Annotated in this window: 21 protein-coding genes and 2 pseudogenes; 16 read left to right on the plus strand and 7 right to left on the minus strand. The window is 72.3% G+C overall.

The features are described 5' to 3' along the window. Window positions 1-104 precede the first annotated feature (104 nt). From pcaF to ABZ671_RS16145, 6 genes are all read left to right on the plus strand, one after another. On the plus strand, window positions 105-1,304 hold the full coding sequence (gene pcaF, locus ABZ671_RS16120; RefSeq protein ID WP_357857713.1) for a 3-oxoadipyl-CoA thiolase: 1,200 nt from the start codon (window positions 105-107) through the stop codon (window positions 1,302-1,304). Between the two features lie 359 nt (window positions 1,305-1,663). Beyond that, entirely contained in the window at window positions 1,664-1,924 is a 261-nt protein-coding gene (locus tag ABZ671_RS16125) for a hypothetical protein (RefSeq protein WP_357857716.1), read from the plus strand. A gap of 42 nt (window positions 1,925-1,966) precedes the next feature. Beyond that, window positions 1,967-2,890: a class I SAM-dependent methyltransferase gene (locus ABZ671_RS16130; RefSeq protein WP_357857719.1), complete on the plus strand. Its 924-nt coding sequence runs from the start codon at window positions 1,967-1,969 to the stop codon at window positions 2,888-2,890. Further along, window positions 2,884-3,411: an oxidoreductase gene (locus tag ABZ671_RS16135; protein ID WP_357857722.1), complete on the plus strand. Its 528-nt coding sequence runs from the start codon at window positions 2,884-2,886 to the stop codon at window positions 3,409-3,411. Before ABZ671_RS16130 ends, ABZ671_RS16135 begins: the two co-directional genes overlap by 7 nt. A gap of 124 nt (window positions 3,412-3,535) precedes the next feature. Then, window positions 3,536-4,033 carry a hypothetical protein gene (locus ABZ671_RS16140; RefSeq protein ID WP_357857725.1) on the plus strand — a complete coding sequence of 166 codons (498 nt, stop codon included), beginning with the start codon at window positions 3,536-3,538 and terminating at the stop codon, window positions 4,031-4,033. Window positions 4,034-4,248: 215 nt separating this feature from the next. Next, on the plus strand, window positions 4,249-4,836 hold the full coding sequence (locus ABZ671_RS16145) for a hypothetical protein (RefSeq protein WP_357857727.1): 588 nt from the start codon (window positions 4,249-4,251) through the stop codon (window positions 4,834-4,836). Window positions 4,837-5,110: 274 nt separating this feature from the next. On the opposite strand, the pseudogene ABZ671_RS16150 reads toward ABZ671_RS16145, so the two are convergent. Continuing rightward, window positions 5,111-5,539, minus strand: a pseudogene (locus ABZ671_RS16150) (Scr1 family TA system antitoxin-like transcriptional regulator); the annotation flags it as partial. Window positions 5,540-5,876: 337 nt separating this feature from the next. On the opposite strand from ABZ671_RS16150, the gene ABZ671_RS16155 reads away from it, so the two are divergent. From ABZ671_RS16155 to ABZ671_RS16180, 6 genes are all read left to right on the plus strand, one after another. Continuing rightward, window positions 5,877-6,170, plus strand: coding sequence for a hypothetical protein (locus tag ABZ671_RS16155; protein WP_357857730.1), 294 nt, complete (start codon window positions 5,877-5,879; stop codon window positions 6,168-6,170). Next, on the plus strand, window positions 6,170-6,406 hold the full coding sequence (locus ABZ671_RS16160; RefSeq protein WP_357857733.1) for a flavin reductase: 237 nt from the start codon (window positions 6,170-6,172) through the stop codon (window positions 6,404-6,406). Before ABZ671_RS16155 ends, ABZ671_RS16160 begins: the two co-directional genes overlap by 1 nt. 104 nt (window positions 6,407-6,510) lie before the next feature. Next, window positions 6,511-6,780, plus strand: coding sequence for a type II toxin-antitoxin system prevent-host-death family antitoxin (locus tag ABZ671_RS16165; RefSeq protein ID WP_357857736.1), 270 nt, complete (start codon window positions 6,511-6,513; stop codon window positions 6,778-6,780). Beyond that, the gene (locus ABZ671_RS16170) at window positions 6,777-7,058 is read left to right on the plus strand and encodes a type II toxin-antitoxin system RelE/ParE family toxin (RefSeq protein WP_357857739.1); all 282 of its coding nucleotides are present in this window, start codon (window positions 6,777-6,779) and stop codon (window positions 7,056-7,058) included. Before ABZ671_RS16165 ends, ABZ671_RS16170 begins: the two co-directional genes overlap by 4 nt. An 86-nt stretch (window positions 7,059-7,144) precedes the next feature. Next, window positions 7,145-8,002, plus strand: a complete 858-nt coding sequence (gene map, locus ABZ671_RS16175; RefSeq protein WP_357857742.1) for a type I methionyl aminopeptidase — start codon at window positions 7,145-7,147, stop codon at window positions 8,000-8,002. Then, complete coding sequence (locus tag ABZ671_RS16180; RefSeq protein ID WP_357857745.1) at window positions 7,999-8,712, plus strand: VIT1/CCC1 transporter family protein; 714 nt, start codon at window positions 7,999-8,001, stop codon at window positions 8,710-8,712. The genes map and ABZ671_RS16180 overlap by 4 nt, the downstream gene beginning before the upstream one ends. A gap of 213 nt (window positions 8,713-8,925) precedes the next feature. Here the strand turns inward: ABZ671_RS16180 and ABZ671_RS16185 are convergent, their stop codons facing one another. From ABZ671_RS16185 to ABZ671_RS16210, 6 genes are all read right to left on the minus strand, one after another. Continuing rightward, entirely contained in the window at window positions 8,926-9,411 is a 486-nt protein-coding gene (locus tag ABZ671_RS16185; protein ID WP_357857748.1) for a nitroreductase family deazaflavin-dependent oxidoreductase, read from the minus strand. A 110-nt stretch (window positions 9,412-9,521) separates the two neighbouring features. After that, complete coding sequence (locus ABZ671_RS16190) at window positions 9,522-12,212, minus strand: ABC transporter permease (RefSeq protein ID WP_357857751.1); 2,691 nt, start codon at window positions 12,210-12,212, stop codon at window positions 9,522-9,524. Beyond that, complete coding sequence (locus tag ABZ671_RS16195; protein ID WP_357857754.1) at window positions 12,209-12,931, minus strand: ABC transporter ATP-binding protein; 723 nt, start codon at window positions 12,929-12,931, stop codon at window positions 12,209-12,211. The genes ABZ671_RS16190 and ABZ671_RS16195 overlap by 4 nt, the downstream gene beginning before the upstream one ends. Next, window positions 12,928-13,509: a PadR family transcriptional regulator gene (locus ABZ671_RS16200; protein WP_357857757.1), complete on the minus strand. Its 582-nt coding sequence runs from the start codon at window positions 13,507-13,509 to the stop codon at window positions 12,928-12,930. The genes ABZ671_RS16195 and ABZ671_RS16200 overlap by 4 nt, the downstream gene beginning before the upstream one ends. 70 nt (window positions 13,510-13,579) lie before the next feature. Next, entirely contained in the window at window positions 13,580-14,029 is a 450-nt protein-coding gene (locus ABZ671_RS16205) for a ferritin-like domain-containing protein (protein ID WP_357857760.1), read from the minus strand. After that, complete coding sequence (locus ABZ671_RS16210; protein WP_357857788.1) at window positions 14,026-14,445, minus strand: hypothetical protein; 420 nt, start codon at window positions 14,443-14,445, stop codon at window positions 14,026-14,028. Before ABZ671_RS16210 ends, ABZ671_RS16205 begins: the two co-directional genes overlap by 4 nt. Before the next feature lie 251 nt (window positions 14,446-14,696). Between ABZ671_RS16210 and rimP the strand changes: the two genes are divergently transcribed. The 4 genes and pseudogenes from rimP to ABZ671_RS16230 form a co-directional block, all read left to right on the plus strand. Further along, window positions 14,697-15,371, plus strand: a complete 675-nt coding sequence (gene rimP, locus ABZ671_RS16215) for a ribosome maturation factor RimP (protein WP_357857762.1) — start codon at window positions 14,697-14,699, stop codon at window positions 15,369-15,371. Continuing rightward, entirely contained in the window at window positions 15,368-16,411 is a 1,044-nt protein-coding gene (gene nusA, locus ABZ671_RS16220) for a transcription termination factor NusA (RefSeq protein WP_357857765.1), read from the plus strand. Before rimP ends, nusA begins: the two co-directional genes overlap by 4 nt. A gap of 16 nt (window positions 16,412-16,427) precedes the next feature. Next, window positions 16,428-16,764 (plus strand): annotated as a pseudogene (locus ABZ671_RS16225) (YlxR family protein). A 93-nt stretch (window positions 16,765-16,857) separates the two neighbouring features. Beyond that, window positions 16,858-17,552, plus strand: a 695-nt coding sequence (locus ABZ671_RS16230; RefSeq protein WP_357857768.1) for a translation initiation factor IF-2 N-terminal domain-containing protein, incomplete at its 3' end; no start/stop codon positions are given.

Below are 17,552 nucleotides of genomic sequence, written 5' to 3' on the forward strand. Positions count from 1 at the left end.
CCGCCAACCTATCCGTTCCCGGCGTGGTTATCCTGGCGCCGGGCGTCCCCGTGGTCCGGCGGGCGTCGCCGACCCCTTCCTCATCCCCCGGAGGACGTGCGCCAATGACCGTCGCATATCTCGTGGCCGGAGTTCGCACCCCGATCGGCCGCTACGCCGGCGCCCTCGCCGGGGTACGCCCCGACGACCTGGCCGCGTACGTGATCCGCGAACTGGTCACCCGCCACCCCTCGGTCGACTGGGCGCGCACCGACGACGTGATTCTCGGCTGCGCCAACCAGGCCGGTGAGGACAACCGCAACGTGGCCCGGATGGCGGCGCTGCTCGGCGGGCTGCCCGAGGAGGTCCCCGGCACCACGGTCAACCGGCTCTGCGGCTCCGGCCTGGACGCCCTCGCCCTCGCCGCCCGGTCGATCGTGGCCGGGGACGCCGACCTGCTGGTGGCCGGCGGGGTGGAGAGCATGAGCCGGGCACCTTTCGTCATGCCGAAGGCGACCAGCGCGTTCTCGCGTACCGCCGAGGTGTACGACACCACCATCGGCTGGCGGCTGGTCAACCCGCTCATGGAGAAGGGTTGGGGCATCGACTCGATGCCGGAGACGGCGGAGAACGTCGCCGCCGATTTCGGCGTCGACCGCGCGGCGCAGGACGAGTTCGCGTACCGCTCGCAGCAGCGCACCGCCAAGGCGCAGGCCGACGGTCGGCTGGCCGAGGAGATCGTGCCGATCACCGTGCCGGCCGGCCGCCGGGAGACGAAGCTGGTTGAGGTCGACGAGCATCCTCGGGAAACGTCGCTGGAAAAGCTGGCCGCGCTGCCCACCCCGTTCCGCGCGGGCGGCACGGTGACCGCCGGCAACTCCTCCGGCGTCAACGACGGCGCGGTGGCGCTGCTGGTCGCCTCCGAGGCCGCTGTCGCCCGCTACGGACTCACCCCGCTGGCCCGGGTACGCGGCGCGGCGGCGGCCGGCGTGCCGCCGCGGATCATGGGCATCGGCCCGGTTCCGGCCACCCGCAAGCTGCTCGACCGGCACGGCCTCGACCTGGCCGACCTCGACGTGATCGAGCTGAACGAGGCGTTCGCCGCCCAGTCCGTGGCGGTGCTGCGCGAGCTGGGGCTGCCCGAGGACGCCGAGCACGTCAACCCGAACGGCGGCGCGATCGCCCTCGGCCACCCGCTCGGCGCCAGCGGCGCCCGGCTGGCGCTCACCGCCGCGCTGGAGCTGCGCCGCCGCGGCGGCCGGCGAGCCCTGGCGACGATGTGCATCGGCGTCGGCCAGGGCATCTCCCTCCTGCTGGAAGCGTAAGGAAGGGCCCCCTATTAACGCCTCCGGTAGAGAAGGGTCCCCTTCTCACCGGGCGGGTGGGGGTGCGACGGCGCGGGCGTCCGAGGGTACGGCGAGTCGCCGTACATCAGTGAGAGAGAGGTGGACGCCGCGCGCCGCCGCGGACCGGGCGTGCCGAGCGCCCGGGGGTGGCCCGTCGCGATCGGGCCTGGTCACGGGCTCAAGGATGCCTGCGTACGGACCCGCGCGGCAACGCAATTAGCCATGCCGGGGCCAGGCCCACACATCAACACGCTTGGCTGCTTGACCGTAGCTATTCCTAGGGGGAATAGCGTGCGGCATGTCAACGACCCATGCCCTGCCTGGTCGGGACGTACGCCATGCGGACCTCCACCGCCACGGCCACCGCAAGCTGGGGCCGGCAGGTCTGCGTCGGGACGCCGGCCCAGTGCGGCAGTGACACCGCCTACGAGTTCATGGAACACCGCGAAGGTGCCACGTACACCTTCCAGGTCCCGGTGCCGTGGGGCGAGATCGGGGCGATCGCGTCGGTTGCCCTGCTGGCCGTGCTCCTGGTGATCGCGGCGAGCGTGCTCCTGCAACGCTCCAGCACCAACCCCTCGGAACTGCGCGCGGATTGACGGGCGACGTCGTGATCGCCGGCTGGCGGCTACAGTGCCCGGATGCCGATCGTGGAGATCTCCGATTTGGTCATTCGGCATGACCCGGCCACGGGGGCGAGGCTGCCGGTGCGCCGGGACGAGGTGCTCTCCGCGTTGCGTACGGCTGGTGATCGGCGTGGCGCCCGGATCGCCGCCGCGCTGCCGCACCACGACGGCATGCTCGATGAGAATGCGGTCGAACGGCTGCTGGTGCGTACACACACCGAGCTGCAGCGGCTCAACGAGGAGCTGCGAATCGCCGAGCAGTTGGCGGAGCTGCTGGGCCCGCTGCTGACCGCGGTAGCCCGCGACGGTGAGCGGCCACTGGTGGTCGACGTCGGCTGCGGCATCGGGTACGCCATCCGGTGGCTCGCGGTCAGCGGCGTACTCGGCGACGTGGAACTCTGCGGCGTCGACCTCAACGCCGCGCTCGTCGCCGAGGCCAACAGGCTGGCCGCGGCCGAAGGGCTGTCGTGCCAGTTCGTGCACGGCGACGCGTTCGCCCTGCCCGGCCCTGCCACGGTGTACATCTCCACCGGCGTGCTGCATCACCTGCGCGGTGGGGACCTCGGCGCGTTCTTCCGCGCGCAGGCCGAGGCCGGTGCCCAGGCGTACTGTCATTTCGACATCGCCGCCACCCGGCTGGCGCCGCTGGGCGCGTGGGTGTTCCACCGGGCGCGGATGCGCGAGCCGCTGGGTCGCCACGACGGTGTCGCGTCGGCCCGGCGCGCCCATGCGGATCACGAACTGATCGCCGCGGCAAGGTCGGCACCCAACCTCGTACCGCTGCTCTATCGACCGCTGCGCCACAGCAACCCGTTCTGCGCATCGATCCGACCCGTTATCGGGGTACGTCCGCAGTACGTGTCGGCGCTGCGAAACGCGCTCGGCCCGTCCGCGCGTCACCTCGTCACCGAGAGCCGATCCACGCGCCGACCATGGTGAGCGCCTCGATCGTCGTACCGGGGGTCCTCGCGTCGATCGCGCTGGTCGACGGCGTGCTGGCGGGGTTCCGCGCGGCCACCGGGCGCAACGGGCTCATCCGCAAACGCGGCTACTACCTGGTCGCGATGCGGCGTGGACTGGTCGCCGGTGGGGCCGTACTCGGCTGCCTGGCCCTCGTCCTCGCCGTCGTTTTGGCCACCGCGCCCGACCCGGCCACCCGGTACGGCGATCTCACCCACGCCGGCATCACCATGCTGTGGTTCATCGGACCCTATGCGTCCGTCGTGGTGGCGTCCCTTATCGGGTACGCGGTGCTGCCCCGACGCCCGGCGACGTTCCTCATCCTGCTCGGGCTGGGCCCGTTGACGCTCATCCGTCCCTGGGTGACCATCGCCGCCGGTCTCACCGCGGCCTGGACGGCACCCAACCTGCCGACTGCGGCCTGCGCCGTCCTGGCCGCAACCGGCGCGCTCGCTGTCGAACCGTGGGTGCACCGCCGCTGGTACGCCGAACCCGCATGACCTCAGCGGCGGCATTGTCACCGGCGCTGCGGTACCCCGGCCGCAGGCCGGTGACGAGCGCTTCGCGGCTAGATAGTGAACGGCTAGGCCCTGGCGGGTGGGACCAATGTGTAATCTGTCGGCCGTGGCGCGGAACAATCGTCAGGTTTTCCGGTACCAGGTGAACTTTGGCGGCGGCGAGCGAGACGTCATATCGCTACTCGAGCCCGACTGGGTGTTTCGGTGCGGACTGAACCCGGAGGCGGTCATGGCGGTCGTGTGTGAGGGCGCGGACCGGGACATTCTGGCACCCACCGACGTTCAGGAGAACGGCCCATTCCTTCGCCTATTATCGAGGGTCATCTTCGAGAACATTGACCAGTGCGCCTCACTTCGACGAGAGGCCGAGATCCAGGGCAGCGGCCACGTCTTTCTACTCGACGAGCGAACGCCTGATCCCGGAGGACGAGTTAACCCGGTCGACATCATCGGTGCGATTGAAGTCATTAACGGCAAGCCGATTGCCGGCTCCTACCAGCACAATCCACGCCACCGGCTGTTCACAGCGGCCGGTTGGTTCCGGCTGCCGAGTGAGATTGAGGCGGCGCTAATCAGCCGGCTACGCGCCCGAGCCGAAGGCTAGCCGGCGTCAGGAGGACGCACTGTTCCCGGCATAACTTCGCGGCAGTCGAGGATGCCGGCGGAGAGGGCGAACCCATCATTAGGTGCTGGTTGCACCCGTGACCAGAGCCGTCTGGGTGCGTCGCAGGAGACTCACGATTCGCGGGACAAGAAGGTGACATCCGAGCTGTCGTTGATCGGTCGTCGGATGGTCGCTGGATGCAGCACGCTAGCTCTATGAACCTTCCGGCTGCGTTCCTCGCTAACCCACCGCTGAGCCCGGCAGTGGCTGCCGCCTACGAAGCCGATGTCACCTCCGACGGCTACGTCAACAACCTCACTCGGGTCTGGTGCTGGCGTCCTGATGTGCTGGCGTCCTTCCAGGCCCTGCGTGCTGATCTCCTGGCCGGGTCGGGCCTGTCGCCGAGGGAAGTAGCCGTGATGGTGGTCGCCACCGCCGCTGCCCGTGGCGATGCTTACTGTGCGCTGGCGTGGGGATCCAGGCTGGCCGAACTCAGCGACGAGGCCACCGCCGCAAGAGTGCTGCAAGGCGTTGATAGTGACCTGCCCGAGCGGGAGGCCGCACTCGCCGGCTGGTCCCGCCAAGTTGTCCAGGATCCGAATGCCACAACCGAGGCCCACGTGGACCGTTTACGCGACGCGGGCCTCAACGACCAGGAGATCTTTGAGGCGACGACCTGGATCGCGTTCCGTCTGGCCTTCTCCACAATCAACGATGCGCTGGGAGCACGGCCCGACCCGCAACTTGCTGAGAAGGCGCCGCGGCGCGTCCGAGAAACCGTCACCTACGGACGCCAAGGCTAGGCGCATCCAACCTTGGCCCCACCAACAGCGGCGCTGCTTGACCCTCGCACTGTCAGCGGCTAGAAGCGGATGCACTGTCAGGCCGACATCGCGTTCTTGGTTACGGAACGTTGCGGAGGGTGCTCGTCTCGTAGATCTCGCCGGGTCCTTCGGTTTGTTCAGCCCAAGTAGCGGAGACAGTTCCTGGGCCTGCGGGCGAGAAGGTCCTCCAGCTCGAGGCAGGAGGACCTTCTGGAGTGTGGTGCGGGTCAGGCAACGGGGCCGATCTGCTTCCCCCCTCGAAGACCACGGCGCTGAGCAACGGGGACGGTCGCGTCGCAGGACGGCCTGCCGATCAAGCCGCGACGCAACCAGTTCGTCGACCTCGCTGGGCGCCAGGGCCCCGCCCGCGAGCGTCGCCCGCGCATATTGCTCAATTTGGAGGAGTCCGGGTATCCGCGTGTGCTCGAACCAGCGCAGTGTGACCGCCTCGCGTTCCCAGTCGACCCACTCGCGAAGCCAATACGGCTCGCGTCGCTTCAGGACATCGGGCCATAGGTCCCCAACGTCCCGGCCAAGGAGCGCGGCCACCTTTGCGCGTCGACGAGGTTGCGGTATGCGTCCCGGCGAGATCCAACGCGCTGCCGTCTACACCCGTCTGAGCTGCCAGACTTTCGGTGGTCTCGCCGGCTTCGGCCATGGCCGCTTGAAGTGCGTGGTTCATCCTGCCTCCAAGGAGGATGTCCTGCACGTCCCCTGAGAATAGATGAACGTCGTGTACTGATCCCGTCGCGCTGGGCAGCGTGTTACTCACGCGGGCCCGCTCGGCGCAGTTGAGCAGCTGGGCGGGCTCCTGCTCGGGGCCGTCCCGTACCCGTCCGCGGGGCGGGCCCCCTCCAAGAAACGAGGAGGCCGATGTGCGTTTCCGTTGGTTCCGGTGCCGTACCAGGGAACTGCCGACGTTGCCAAAGCGCGAGCCGACGGGTGTTCCCCACGCTCCAGCCCGGCTGCCCGGGTCGGTTGACGCCAGCGCAGGAGTGGCGGGCGAACAGGGGTCGCTGGTGACCGACCTCGGTGGCGTGGTCACCGTCGCCGGGCATGTCGGCCGTCGCCCGACGTGGGACTGCGTACGCTGCGGTGATCCCTGGCCCTGCCTGGCGCTCCGGCGGATCCCCCGGGAGCGGCTTGACTTGGCGGTGTTGATCCCGGCCGTGTCGGCCGTCCTCGGAAGCGCGATCCGGGACCTGCGCGGACGCCCCGAGGGTCCGGAGCCGCCCGAGATCGTGCAGCGGTTCCTGTGGTTCATGCCGCTGACCGACGAGGAAGCCCGCGCCATCGCCGTACGGATGCGGTGATGGGTCGCCGGGTGATCCCGCACGTTCCGATGCGCCCGCTCTGGCGGTGTCGGAGCTGCGGCGCGGCGTGGCCCTGCCAGCCGGCTCGGTTGTCGCTGCTCGTCGAGTATCGGGGGAATCGGACCGCGCTGTTGGTCTACCTCGCCGGGCTGATGGCCGAGGCCCGGGAACAGCTTGCCCAGCTCAACCCGGACCTGCACCACCGTTTCATCGCCTGGGCGCGGGCGCGCGACTGACAGAGCGTGACGGGTGACCGGGCAGGGGTCGGCCCGCTCCGACGGGCCGACAGGCCGCCCATGGTCATGCCCTGTACGAGGCGTACGAGTTGTACGATTCGGGTATGAGTGAACCGGCAGCCGAACTTCCGATCTCCGACGCCCGCGACAGCCTCGCGGACGTCGTCTCCCGCGCTCACTACGCCGGACGGATCACCTACGTCACCCGCCGCGGGCAACGCCTGGCCGCCATCGTGCCGGCCGAGGTGGCCGAGGCGGTTGAGCGGGCCGAGGACGCCGCCGACGTCGCCGCCGCCCGCGAGGCGCTGGGCCGCATCGACGCTGGCGACACCCCGATATCGCTGACCGAACTGCGCAACGAGCTCGGCCTGTGACCAGCCCGACGCCACCGGCGTACACCGTCCAGGTCGACCGCGCCGCCGCCAAGCTGCTGGGCAAGCTGGACCGGCCCTTGCAGGCCCGCCTCGTCGCCGCTATCGCCGGCCTGGCCGCCGAGCCCCGCCCAGTCGGCGTCAAAGCCCTGACCGGGCACCCCGGCCTGCTGCGCATCCGCGTCGGTGCCTACCGAATCGTCTACACCGTTCGCGACCACGAGCTGATCGTCCTCGTGGTCCACCTCGGCCACCGCAGCGATGTCTATGACATCCTCTGAGCCGTTTGCCGATCAAGCGCTCGCCCAGCTGTCGGAGCAGCCCCGTGACGGGGGTCACGTCAGTCGGCGGCGATAGGCTTGTGGTCATGACCGTCCGTGCGCCGCTGACCCCAGGCACGCTCTCCCCGTGGCGGGCGGTTCCCGCCCACATCCCGCGCCCCGAGTACGTGGGCAAGAAGCGCCCTCAGGAGTGGCGCGGTGGGCACGTGCAGACCCCAGAGACCATCGAGAAGATGCGGATCGCCGGCCGGATCGCCGCCCAGGCCACCCAGCTCGCCGGCGAGCACTGCAAGCCGGGGGTGACCACCGACGAGATCGACAAGGTGGTCCACGAGTTCCTCTGCGACCACGACGCCTACCCGTCGACGCTGGGCTACAAGGGCTTCCCGAAGTCCTGCTGCACCAGCCTCAACGAGGTGATCTGCCACGGCATCCCGGACACGACGGTGCTCCAGGACGGCGACATCATCAACGTCGACGTCACCGCGTACATCGGCGGGGTGCACGGCGACACCGACGCCACCTTCTGCGTGGGCGAGGTGAGCGAGGAGGCCCGCCTGCTCGTCGAGCGGACCCACATGGCGATGATGCGCGGCATCAAGGCGGTTGCCCCGGGCCGGCAGATCAACGTGATCGGCCGGGTCATCGAGTCGTACGCCAAGCGGTTCGGCTACGGGGTGGTCCGCGACTTCACCGGCCACGGCATCGGCGAGTCCTTCCACAGCGGCCTCTACGTGCCGCACTACGACAGCCCGCGCCCCACCGACGTGATGGAACCGGGCATGACCTTCACCATCGAGCCGATGATCACCCTCGGCACCTACCAGTACGACATGTGGGACGACGGCTGGACGGTGGTGACCAAGGACCGTAAGTGGACGGCCCAGTTCGAGCACACCATCGTCGTGACCGACGACGGCTACGAGATCCTGACCCTGCCGTGACCGACACCCCGGCCGCGCTGCGCGAGCACCACCACGCGGACGTGTCCGGCGGCTGGCTGCGGCCAGCCGTGTTCGGCGCGATGGACGGCCTGGTCACCAACATCGCCCTGATCGCCGGCGTCGGGGGCGGTGGCGTCTCGCCGCACAGCGTCGTGCTCACCGGCGCCGCCGGGCTGGTTGCCGGCGCCATCTCGATGGGGCTGGGGGAATACACCAGCGTCCGATCGGCCAACGAGCAGGTGGCCGCCGAGGTGGCCAAGGAGCGGCGCGAGCTGGAACGGCACCCCGAGGCGGAGGCCCGCGAGCTGGCCGAGATGTGGGTCGCTCGCGGACTGCCCCGGGACCTGGCCGTGCAGGTGGCCGACGCGGTCCGGCACAACCCGGAGGAGGCGCTGCGGATGCACGTCCGCGAGGAGCTGGGCGTCGACCCCGACGAGCAGCCCAGCCCGTGGGCGGCGGCGATCTCGTCGTTCGTCTGCTTCTCGGTCGGCGCGCTGGTGCCGCTCCTGACCTACCTGCTCGGCTTCACCAGCCTCTGGCTGGCGCTCGGTGTCGGCGGGGTGGGGCTCTTCGTGGCCGGTGCGATCGTGGCCCGGTTCACCTACCGCCCCTGGTGGTCCAGCGGCCTGCGCCAGCTCCTGCTCGGGGGTCTGGCCGCCGTCGCCACGTACTTCATCGGCACCCTCATCGGCACCTCCGGCATCGTCTGACCGCCCGCACGCCCCGGCGTTGCGCCCAAGATCGCGCTCGCCGGCGTGGGCCGGCTGAGCAGTGGTGCACCCACTTTTTGGGTGCATTTGTTGTTGCTCCAGCAACAACAAATGCACCCAGCAGGCGGTTGGTGTGGGAGGTGACCGGCGGCTGGCGGTGCCTGCTCCGTGTTCAATGGGGATTTTTCCGCTTTGACCGCCGCTGAAACGCCGTCAGGTTGGCGGACCCGGCTCGCCGGCCGGGACCAGGCGGAAGACGCGGACCTCGCGGCCACCGGCCCGGATCACGTACGTCCGGTACGCCGGCCACTCGGCGACCAACTGGTCGAACAGCCGCTCCCGCTCGTCGCCGTCGACCAGTTCGGCGCGTACCGGGATCCGGCGGCCCCCGATGTCGATCTCGGCGGCGGGCTGGGCGAGCAGGTTCAGCGACCAGGCGGGCTGCTGCGGCTGCCCCCAGTTCGACCCGATCACCACGTACGCGTCGCCGTCCGGGACGTACAGCAGCGGGTTGCGGCGTGGCCTGCCGGAGCGGCGGCCAGTGGTGGTGATGATCAGGGACGGCACCAGCCCGAGCGCGACCACCCGCCCCTTGGTCAGCCGGCCGACCAGCCGATCGGCCGGAACGAGCAGGCGCATCGTGGCGGCGAACCACTTCCGGTGGCCGAGCCGTTGGGCGAGAGCACGCAGCGCGGACACCCGCCCAGTCTGCCTGCCGGCCGCCCCCGGCGACAGGCCGCCCAAGGCGCGAGCCAGCCGTTAATAGGTGCCCCCTGTACAACGCGAGGCGTTAACAGGGGCCCCTCCTTTCAATCCAGGCGGCGCTCGACCGGGAGGCGGGAGCGGGTGAGCAGGCCCGCGCCGAGCATGGCCAGCAGTGGCACCACCACCAGCACGGCGAGGGTCAGGCCGGGCACCACCAGCGGGTACGGCTCGGGCGCCGGCCACACCTGCGCGTACCGCGCGTTCATGGAGGCCAGGATGATGGCCGCCGAGCCGAGGCCGGCCGCGATGCCGAGCGCCGAGCCGAGCACGGCGATCACCCCGGCCTGGCAGAGCGACAGCACCCGGCGTACCCGGGGGTCGGCGCCGACCGCGGCGAGGGTGGACAGGTCCCGGCGGCCCTCGGCGGCGGCGAGGCCGGTGGCCATCCCGGCCGCGCCCACGGTGATCACGCCGGAGGCGATCGCCAGCAGGAGCAGCAGGGGCTGCCGGTCCCCTCCCGGCGGCCCGTTCTCCACCTGCACCGACAGCGAGGACAACCGGTACAGCTCGGTGACGAGCTGCTCCTGCTGATCGGCGGTGGGCGGCGTCCCCGGGTCGACCGCGTAGCCGACCTGACGGCCGACGAGGCCGATCGCGGCCGCCGCCGGCGGGGAGAGGAAGAGCCGGTCGACGGCAAGTCCGCCCGGCAGCACGTATCCGGGCGGCGTGGCGCGGGCCTCCGCGTCATCGTCGCCGTGGGTGGCGATGATCGTCACCCGGCCGTCCACCACCAGGCGCGGGTCGGTGACCACCACGCCGCCAGCCCGGAGCACCTGGGTCGCGGCCGCGATCTCCTCGGCCGGGGCGCCGGTGAGAGCGGCCAGCGCGCTGCCGTCGTCCACGAACGTGGACAGGAAGACGGTGGTCGGATCGCGGAAGAGCCGCTCGCAGCGCGGGTCCTCCCGGACTGCGGCGGTGACGGCCTCTCCCGGGCTGTACGGGCAGCGCTGCTCCGGTGGCAGCACGGCGTTCGCGACGCAGTAGTCGTCCGGGGACGTCGGCTGCGCGCACCTCGGGGTGGCGACCGCGACGACCGTGGCGTCCGGCAGCACGGCCCGAACCCGTTGCACGATTTCGTCGGCCGGCGGCAGCGGGGTGCTTTCCGATGCGTCGGTGCCCGTCAGCAGCACGTGCCCCGGCGGCAGGCCCGGCTGCCACGCCGCGTGCTGCCGGGCCTCGTCGCTGGCCAGGTAGACGCCGATGGCCACGCTGCCGGCGACCGCCGCCATGACCGCCGAGATGGCCGGCGCGGCCGAGGAACGGTTGCGGCTGGCGTCGCGTAGCGCCAGCCGGGGTGTCAGCGGCAGCAGCCGTCCGGCCCGGGCGAGCAGCCCGATCAGCGTCGGGGTGCAGAAGACCAGGCCCAGTTCGCCGAGGATCAGCCCGGCCAGGATGCCGGACGTGCTGCTCGCGCTGGCACCCAGCGCGGCCAGGCCGGCGCCGGCCCCGGTGAGCAGCACCCCGAGCACCAGCCAGCGACGGCGGTGCCGGGGCGGGTTGCGTCGGCCGGCGAGGCCAGCCACCACGTCCTGCCGGGCGGCGGTCCAGGCCGGGGCCAGCGCGGCCAGCACCCCGGCCAGCACCGCCACCGCGGCGATCGCGGCCAGGGCCGCGGGGAAGATCCGGTATCCGCCGAGGCGGGAGTAGACCAGGTGCTCTTCGACGAGCGGCCGGCCGGCGAACGCCGCGCCAACCCCCAGCAGCAACCCGAGCGCCGCCCCGCCCGCGCCGAGCACCACCCCGTCGGCGAGCACGATCCGGCGCAGGTGCACGGCGTCCGCGCCGGCCACCGCCACCAGGGCCAGGTCCCGCCGGCGCCGGCGTACGCCGACCGCGAAGGCCGGGCCGACCATCAGCACCACCTCCAGCAGGCCGAGCCCGCCGACCAGCACCGCGTCGCTCGCCTGCTCCGGGTCGGGCAGCCCCGGGCCGCCGGAGAACAGGTCCGCCCGCCCGGGCAGCGGGGCCCGGGCGGACACCACGATGCCGTGCTCGTTGAGCCGGTCCACCAGCGCCCGGTCGAGCGGGCCGGGCACGGACACCAGCCAGCTCTCGTCGGCCGGGTCCACCGATCCGGGCGGAGTCTCCGGGGGCAGCGCCACCACGTCGCGCAGGTTGTCCGGGAACTCCGCCACCCCGACCACCGTGTACGCGGCGCCGTCAATCGTGCGCACCGGCTCGCCGAGGCGTACGCCCAATCGGCGCAGCGCGGCCGGGCTGACCAGGATCTCGTCGGGGGCGGCCGGTTGGCGGCCGGTGCGCAGCGCCGCGAGCGGACGGGTGAGCGGATCGGTGAGGTCGACGGCCCGCGCGTCGAACGAGACGATCCGGCGGTCGAGCCGTACCTCGAATTGAACCCAGCGGCGTAACCGGGTGACGTGGCTGCCGGCGGGCAGTAGCGCGCGGATCTCGTCGGCGGTCACCGGACGGGTTCGGGTCGTTCGCTCGCCGTCGACCGGCCAGGATTCCTCTCCCCAGGCGTCCTGCGTCACCGCGTTCGCGGACGTCCAGCGCAGCTCGGCGTCGGCCGCCCCGAGCTGGCGGTCCAGTCGTTCGGTCGGGGTGAGCTGGGCCATGTCGTAGCTCGCGGCGGCGAAGCTCAGCGCCAGCACGGGCAGCGCGATCATCGCCAGCACCAGCGTGGTACGCCCGCGTGCCCGGCGGGCCTCCCGTCGGGCGATGCGCAGCGCGGTCCGCCACGAACCGAGCGCGACGGCCAGCCTGCCCCGGCTCACCGCCCGCTGCCGGCGAGCAGTTGCTCGACGCCGATCAGCGGGGCCGTCGAGTCCACCAGCATCCCGTCCCGGAGGAACACCACCCGGTCGGCCCAGCCGGCGTGCCGCGCCTCGTGGGTGACCAGCACGCCCGCCGCGCCGGCGTCCACCCGGCGGCGGAGCAGGTGCAGCACCGCCTCCCCGGCCTGCGAGTCGAGCGCCCCGGTGGGTTCGTCCGCGAGGACCAGCCGGCGTTCGCCGACCAGCGCTCGGGCGATCGCCACCCGCTGCTGCTGGCCGCCGGACATCTGGTCCGGGAACCGGTTGGCGAGCGCGGCCACCTCCACCTCGGTGAGCGCGGCCACGGCCGCCTTCCGGGCGGCCCGGACCCCGACGCCGTCGAGTTCCAGGGGCAGCGCCACGTTCTCCACGGCGGTGAGGCTGCCGAGCAGGTTCAAATCCTGGAAGACGTATCCGATCCGGCGGCGACGCAGCCGCGCCAGCTCGCGCGCGGCCAGCTCGCCGAGCGACTCTCCCTCGACCAGCACCTCGCCGCCGGTGGGCCGGTCCAGCCCGCCGGCGAGCGCCAGCAGGGTCGACTTGCCGGAGCCCGACGGGCCCATCACCGCCACCAGCTCGCCGGCCCGGACGGTCAGGCTGACCCCGCGCAGCGCGTGCACGGTCGCCTCCCCGGCGCCGTGCGTGCGGTGCACGTCCCGCAGCTGCAGTACCTCGCTCACCGCTGGGCCTCCTCGTCGGCCCGGTCCACCGCCTCCGGGTGGCTGATCGGCCGGCCTGGGGTGGGACGGTAGCGGACCAGGCTGGTCTCGCAGTGGTCGAGCCAGCGGATCTCCGCCTCGGCCTGGAAGATCATCGCGTCCAGCACCAGGCGCCAGGGCAGGTCCTCCGGCTTGTCGCTGGCGTACTTCAACCGGGTCAACTCCTGCAACGCGCGCATGGTCGCGCTGCGCTGGGTCTGCACCACCGCGCGGACGTCCACGCCGGGGGTGGTGAGCGCCAGGGCCAGCTTGATCGACAGCTCGTCCCGGGGACGGTCGGCGCGGCTGATGGGGGTGGCGAACCAGAGCGTCAGGTCCGCCCGCCCGGCGTCGGTGATCGCGTACGGCCGCTGCCCGCCCTCGTTCTCGGGCAGCGGGCGGACCAGGCCGTCGCGTTCCAGGCGGGCGAGGGTGGTGTAGACCTGCCCGATGTTCAGCGGCCAGGTCGAGCCGGTCGACTCCTCGAACGCGGCGCGCAGCTGGTAGCCGTACATCTGGCCGCGTTCGAGCAGGGCGAGCAGCCCATGACGGATGGACATGGCCAGGAGTATGCATACCTGGTATGCGGCCCGCAACCGGAGGGCTGCGCCGAGTGACCAGGACCTCGACTCAGGCCGAGCGGCCGGGGAACGGCACGGTGATCGGAGTCACTCCCGCGGTGCGCCGCCAGCGGGTGGCCCGCACCGCGCAGTCGGTCAGCGCCGCCAGGGCCTGGTTCCGGTCGGCCCCGGTGGTGTGCGGCAGGGCGGCCCGCCAGTGGCCGGCCGTCCGCTCCTCGATCTCGACGGCCAGCTTGAGCGCGCTCGCCTTGTCGGTCACCGGGTAGGGCAGGGCGTACCCGGCCTGGTCGGCGGGGACCTGAGCGCCGCTGTCGTTGAGCTGGAGGATGAGAGCGTCCCGGCGGTTCCGGTGGGCAGCCTCGGCGGAGCGGGCGGCGGTGCGGGCCGCGCCGGTGAGCCGCACACCGATCACCCCGTACGCCCAGATGGCGGCGTACTCGGCGGCGAGCGCGTCGGCCAGGGCCGGGCCCGGCCCGGTCGGTGCGGTGCGGGGGATCACTTCAGCGCCTCCAGGTGGGTCGCCCGGGCGGCGGCGATCGAACCGAGCAGCGCGGCCCGCTCGGCGGGCGCGGCGGCGCACGCCTTCGCGGCGTTCTCCCGGGCCTGCTGTTCGGCCTGGCGCAGCTCGGCCAGCAGGCCGTCCGGTTCGGTGGCCGTCACGGTCGGGGTGGCGGGGGCGCCGGACGGTGCAGGGCGGCCGATCACCCGGCGCAACTCGTCGGCGTGCGCCTGGTGCGCGTCCGCGATCGGGGTGAGCCGGTCGGTCAGGGTCGAGGCTGCGGCGATGGCCGCCCGGTGTCGGCCCGCCAGGTCGGCGGCCTCCGCCGCGAGCGGCTCCAGGGGGTCCGGTGGCTCCGACTTGTCGTCGAAAAGATCACAGCCGGTCAGCGGTACGGCGGTGCCGACCAGCGCCATCAGCGCCCCGGCGCGCAGGAGGTTTCGCCGGGAATGCCCCGATGTTCCGTTGCGCTGTCTCGTCTTTCCTGTCGCCACTTGGACAAGTCAACACCATCGGCTGAGAGTTGTGGGCCGGTGGCGTCGGTGCGCCGCCGGGTCTGTCGCCCGGCCCGCGCGTTACGCTCTGCGCAGCCACCGGGCGCGTCCGCCCCGGTGGCGTGCCGGCATGGCGGGCCAACCGGCCCGTCCGACAGGAAAGGGTGCGCCAGATGACGCAGCGTGGCCGTGCCACCAGGCCGACGGGGCCCTCCGGGCGACCCCGCCGAGCCGAGGGCCCCCGGGGTGGGGACCGGGGCGGCGCACCGCGCGGCGACCTGGCCGCCCGCCGGGCCCAGCTACGCGAGGTGATCGAGCCGGTCGTCACCGCCGCCGGGTACGACCTGGAGGATCTCTCCGTCTCCCGCGCCGGCCGGCGGCACGTCGTACGCGTGATCGTGGACGCCGACGGCGGCATCAACCTGGACGCCGTCGCGGACGTCTCCCGGGCGGTCTCCGCCGCGCTCGACGCGGCGGAGGAGGCCGGCGGCGACCTGGTCGCCGGCGAGTACCAGCTCGAGGTCAGCTCGCCGGGGGTGGACCGGCCGCTCACCCTGCCTCGGCACTGGCGGCGCAACGTCGGCCGGCTGGTCAAGGTGACCGTGCGCGGCGCGACGGGGGTGCCCGAGCAGCGCGCCACCGGGGACCGGCAACTCACCGGCCGGGTGGTCGAGGCCGACGACGAGCGGGTGGTGCTGGAGACCGACGCCGGCCGCGTGGCGCACCCGTACGCCGAGCTGGGCCCCGGCCGGGTCCAGGTGGAGTTCAGCCGCCTGGACGAGCTGGGCGACGAAGAGGACATCGACGACATCGACGACGAAGATGATGTGGAGGACGAGGAGAGGTGAACATCGACCTCGCGGCGCTGCGCGCACTCGAGCGCGAGCGGGAGATCCCGTTCGACACGATCCTCGCGGCGATCGAGACCGCGCTGCTGACCGCCTACCGGCACACCGACGGCGCTGAGCCGCACTCGCGGGTGGAGATCGACCGCAAGACCGGGGCCGCCTCGGTGTACGCCCAGGAGCTGGACGAGGACGGCACCGTGGTGCGGGAGTGGGACGACACCCCGCACGACTTCGGCCGGATCGCGGCCATGACGGCGAAGCAGGTGATCCTCCAGCGGCTGCGGGAGGCCACCGACGAGGTGCACTTCGGCGAGTACGTGGGCCGCGACGGCGACCTGGTCACCGGTGTGGTGCAGGCGCACGAGGCCCGCAAGGAGAAGGGCATCATCACCGTCGATCTGGGCAAGCTGGAGGGCGTGCTGCCGCAGTCGGAGCAGGTGCCCGGCGAGCAGCCCCAGCACGGTGAGCGGATCCGCTGCGTCGTCGTGCACGTGGCGAAGGGGATGCGCGGGCCGCAGATCACGTTGTCCCGGTCGCACCCCGCGCTGGTCAAGAAGCTTTTCGCGCTGGAGGTGCCGGAGATCGCCGACGGCACGGTGGAGATCAGCGCGATCGCCCGTGAGGCGGGTCACCGTACGAAGATCGCGGTGCGCTCGACCGCGCCGGGGGTCAACGCCAAGGGCGCCTGCATCGGCCCGATGGGTCAGCGGGTCCGTGCGGTGATGAGTGAGCTGCACGGCGAGAAGATCGACATCATCGACTGGTCGGACGACCCGGCCACCTTCGTGGGCAACGCGCTCTCCCCGGCCAAGGCGCTGCGGGTGGAGGTGGTCGACCTGGCCAGCCGGACGGCCCGGGTCACCGTGCCGGACTTCCAGCTTTCACTCGCTATCGGGCGAGAAGGGCAGAACGCCCGACTTGCGGCCCGACTGACCGGTTGGCGGATCGACATCCGTTCCGACGCGGAGCAGTCCGGCGGGGGCGGGCGGAGCGGAGCTGATCACGTACCGGAGCCGGGCGGCGCGATCGCGAGCAGCTAGGGGTAGACTTCCTCCGGTGGCACGACGCGCGCTGCCGGAGCGCACCTGTGTGGGCTGCCGGAAGCGAGCGCCGGCCAGCGAGTTGTTGCGGATTGTCGCGGTCGGCGACGAGGCTGAGCACTTCAGCCTCCGGCCCGATCCGGCCCGTAGGCTGCCGGGTCGGGGAGCGAACATGCACCCGGATCCGGCCTGCTTCGCGCAAGCGGTGCGGCGCCGCGCCTTCGGGCGGGCACTGCGCATCACCGGGGTCGTCGACCACGGTGCGCTGGCGGAGCACATTGACGCGCCAACCTCTACGTCCGGTCAGCCCGACCGGACGAGGGATCGCTAGCAAGGTAGGACGACCAACATGAGCACACGATGAAGTCCCTGAAATGACCAGGCTTCAAGTGCACGAGTGAGGTCGCTGCGGGTGCTGCCCGCACGACCTCGGAGTGAGGAGTGCAGTGGCAGGAAAGGCCCGCGTACACGAGCTCGCCAAGGAGCTCGGGGTCGAGAGTAAGACCGTTCTCGCCAAGCTCAAGGAGATGGGCGAGTTCGTGAAGTCCGCGTCCAGCACCGTCGAGGCGCCCGTCGCCCGACGGCTGCGTGGCGCCTTCGTTGCGTCCGCCGGTGGCTCCTCGGCGCAGGCCGCCCCAGCGGCGGCCGCCCCGAGTCAGGCGCCGACCCCGACCCCGACGCCGTCCCCGACCCCGGGTGCCCCCCGGGTCTCGGCCAAGCCGATGCCGCCCCGGCGACCGGCCGCGCCGACCCCTGGACCGAAGCCCAAGGGCCCGGTCCCCGGCCCGCCGCAGCCGGTGACCCCGGTCGCCAAGCCGGCGAGCGCGCACGACATCGAGGTGGCGGCCGCCGAGGCGCGCGCCGCCGCCCTCAAGGCTGAGCAGGAGGCTGCGGTCAAGGCCGCGCAGGCCGCCCGCCAGCAGCAGCGGGAGAACGTCCGCCGGGAGCCCCCGGCGGAGGGTGGTCCCCGTCCGGGTCCGCGCCCGGGTCCGAACGCGGTGCCGCCGCGTCCGGGCAGCCCGGCCGCCGGCCGTCCCGCTGGCCCGACCCCGGGCCCGGGTGCCCGGCCGGGTGGTCGTCCGCCGGGGCGCGGGGGCCGCGCCCAAACATTTGGGCAACCAGGGGGGCCGCCGCAGCCGCG

Source organism: Micromonospora sp. NPDC006766, from assembly GCF_040636055.1.
In the GTDB taxonomy this organism is placed as follows: domain Bacteria; phylum Actinomycetota; class Actinomycetes; order Mycobacteriales; family Micromonosporaceae; genus Micromonospora.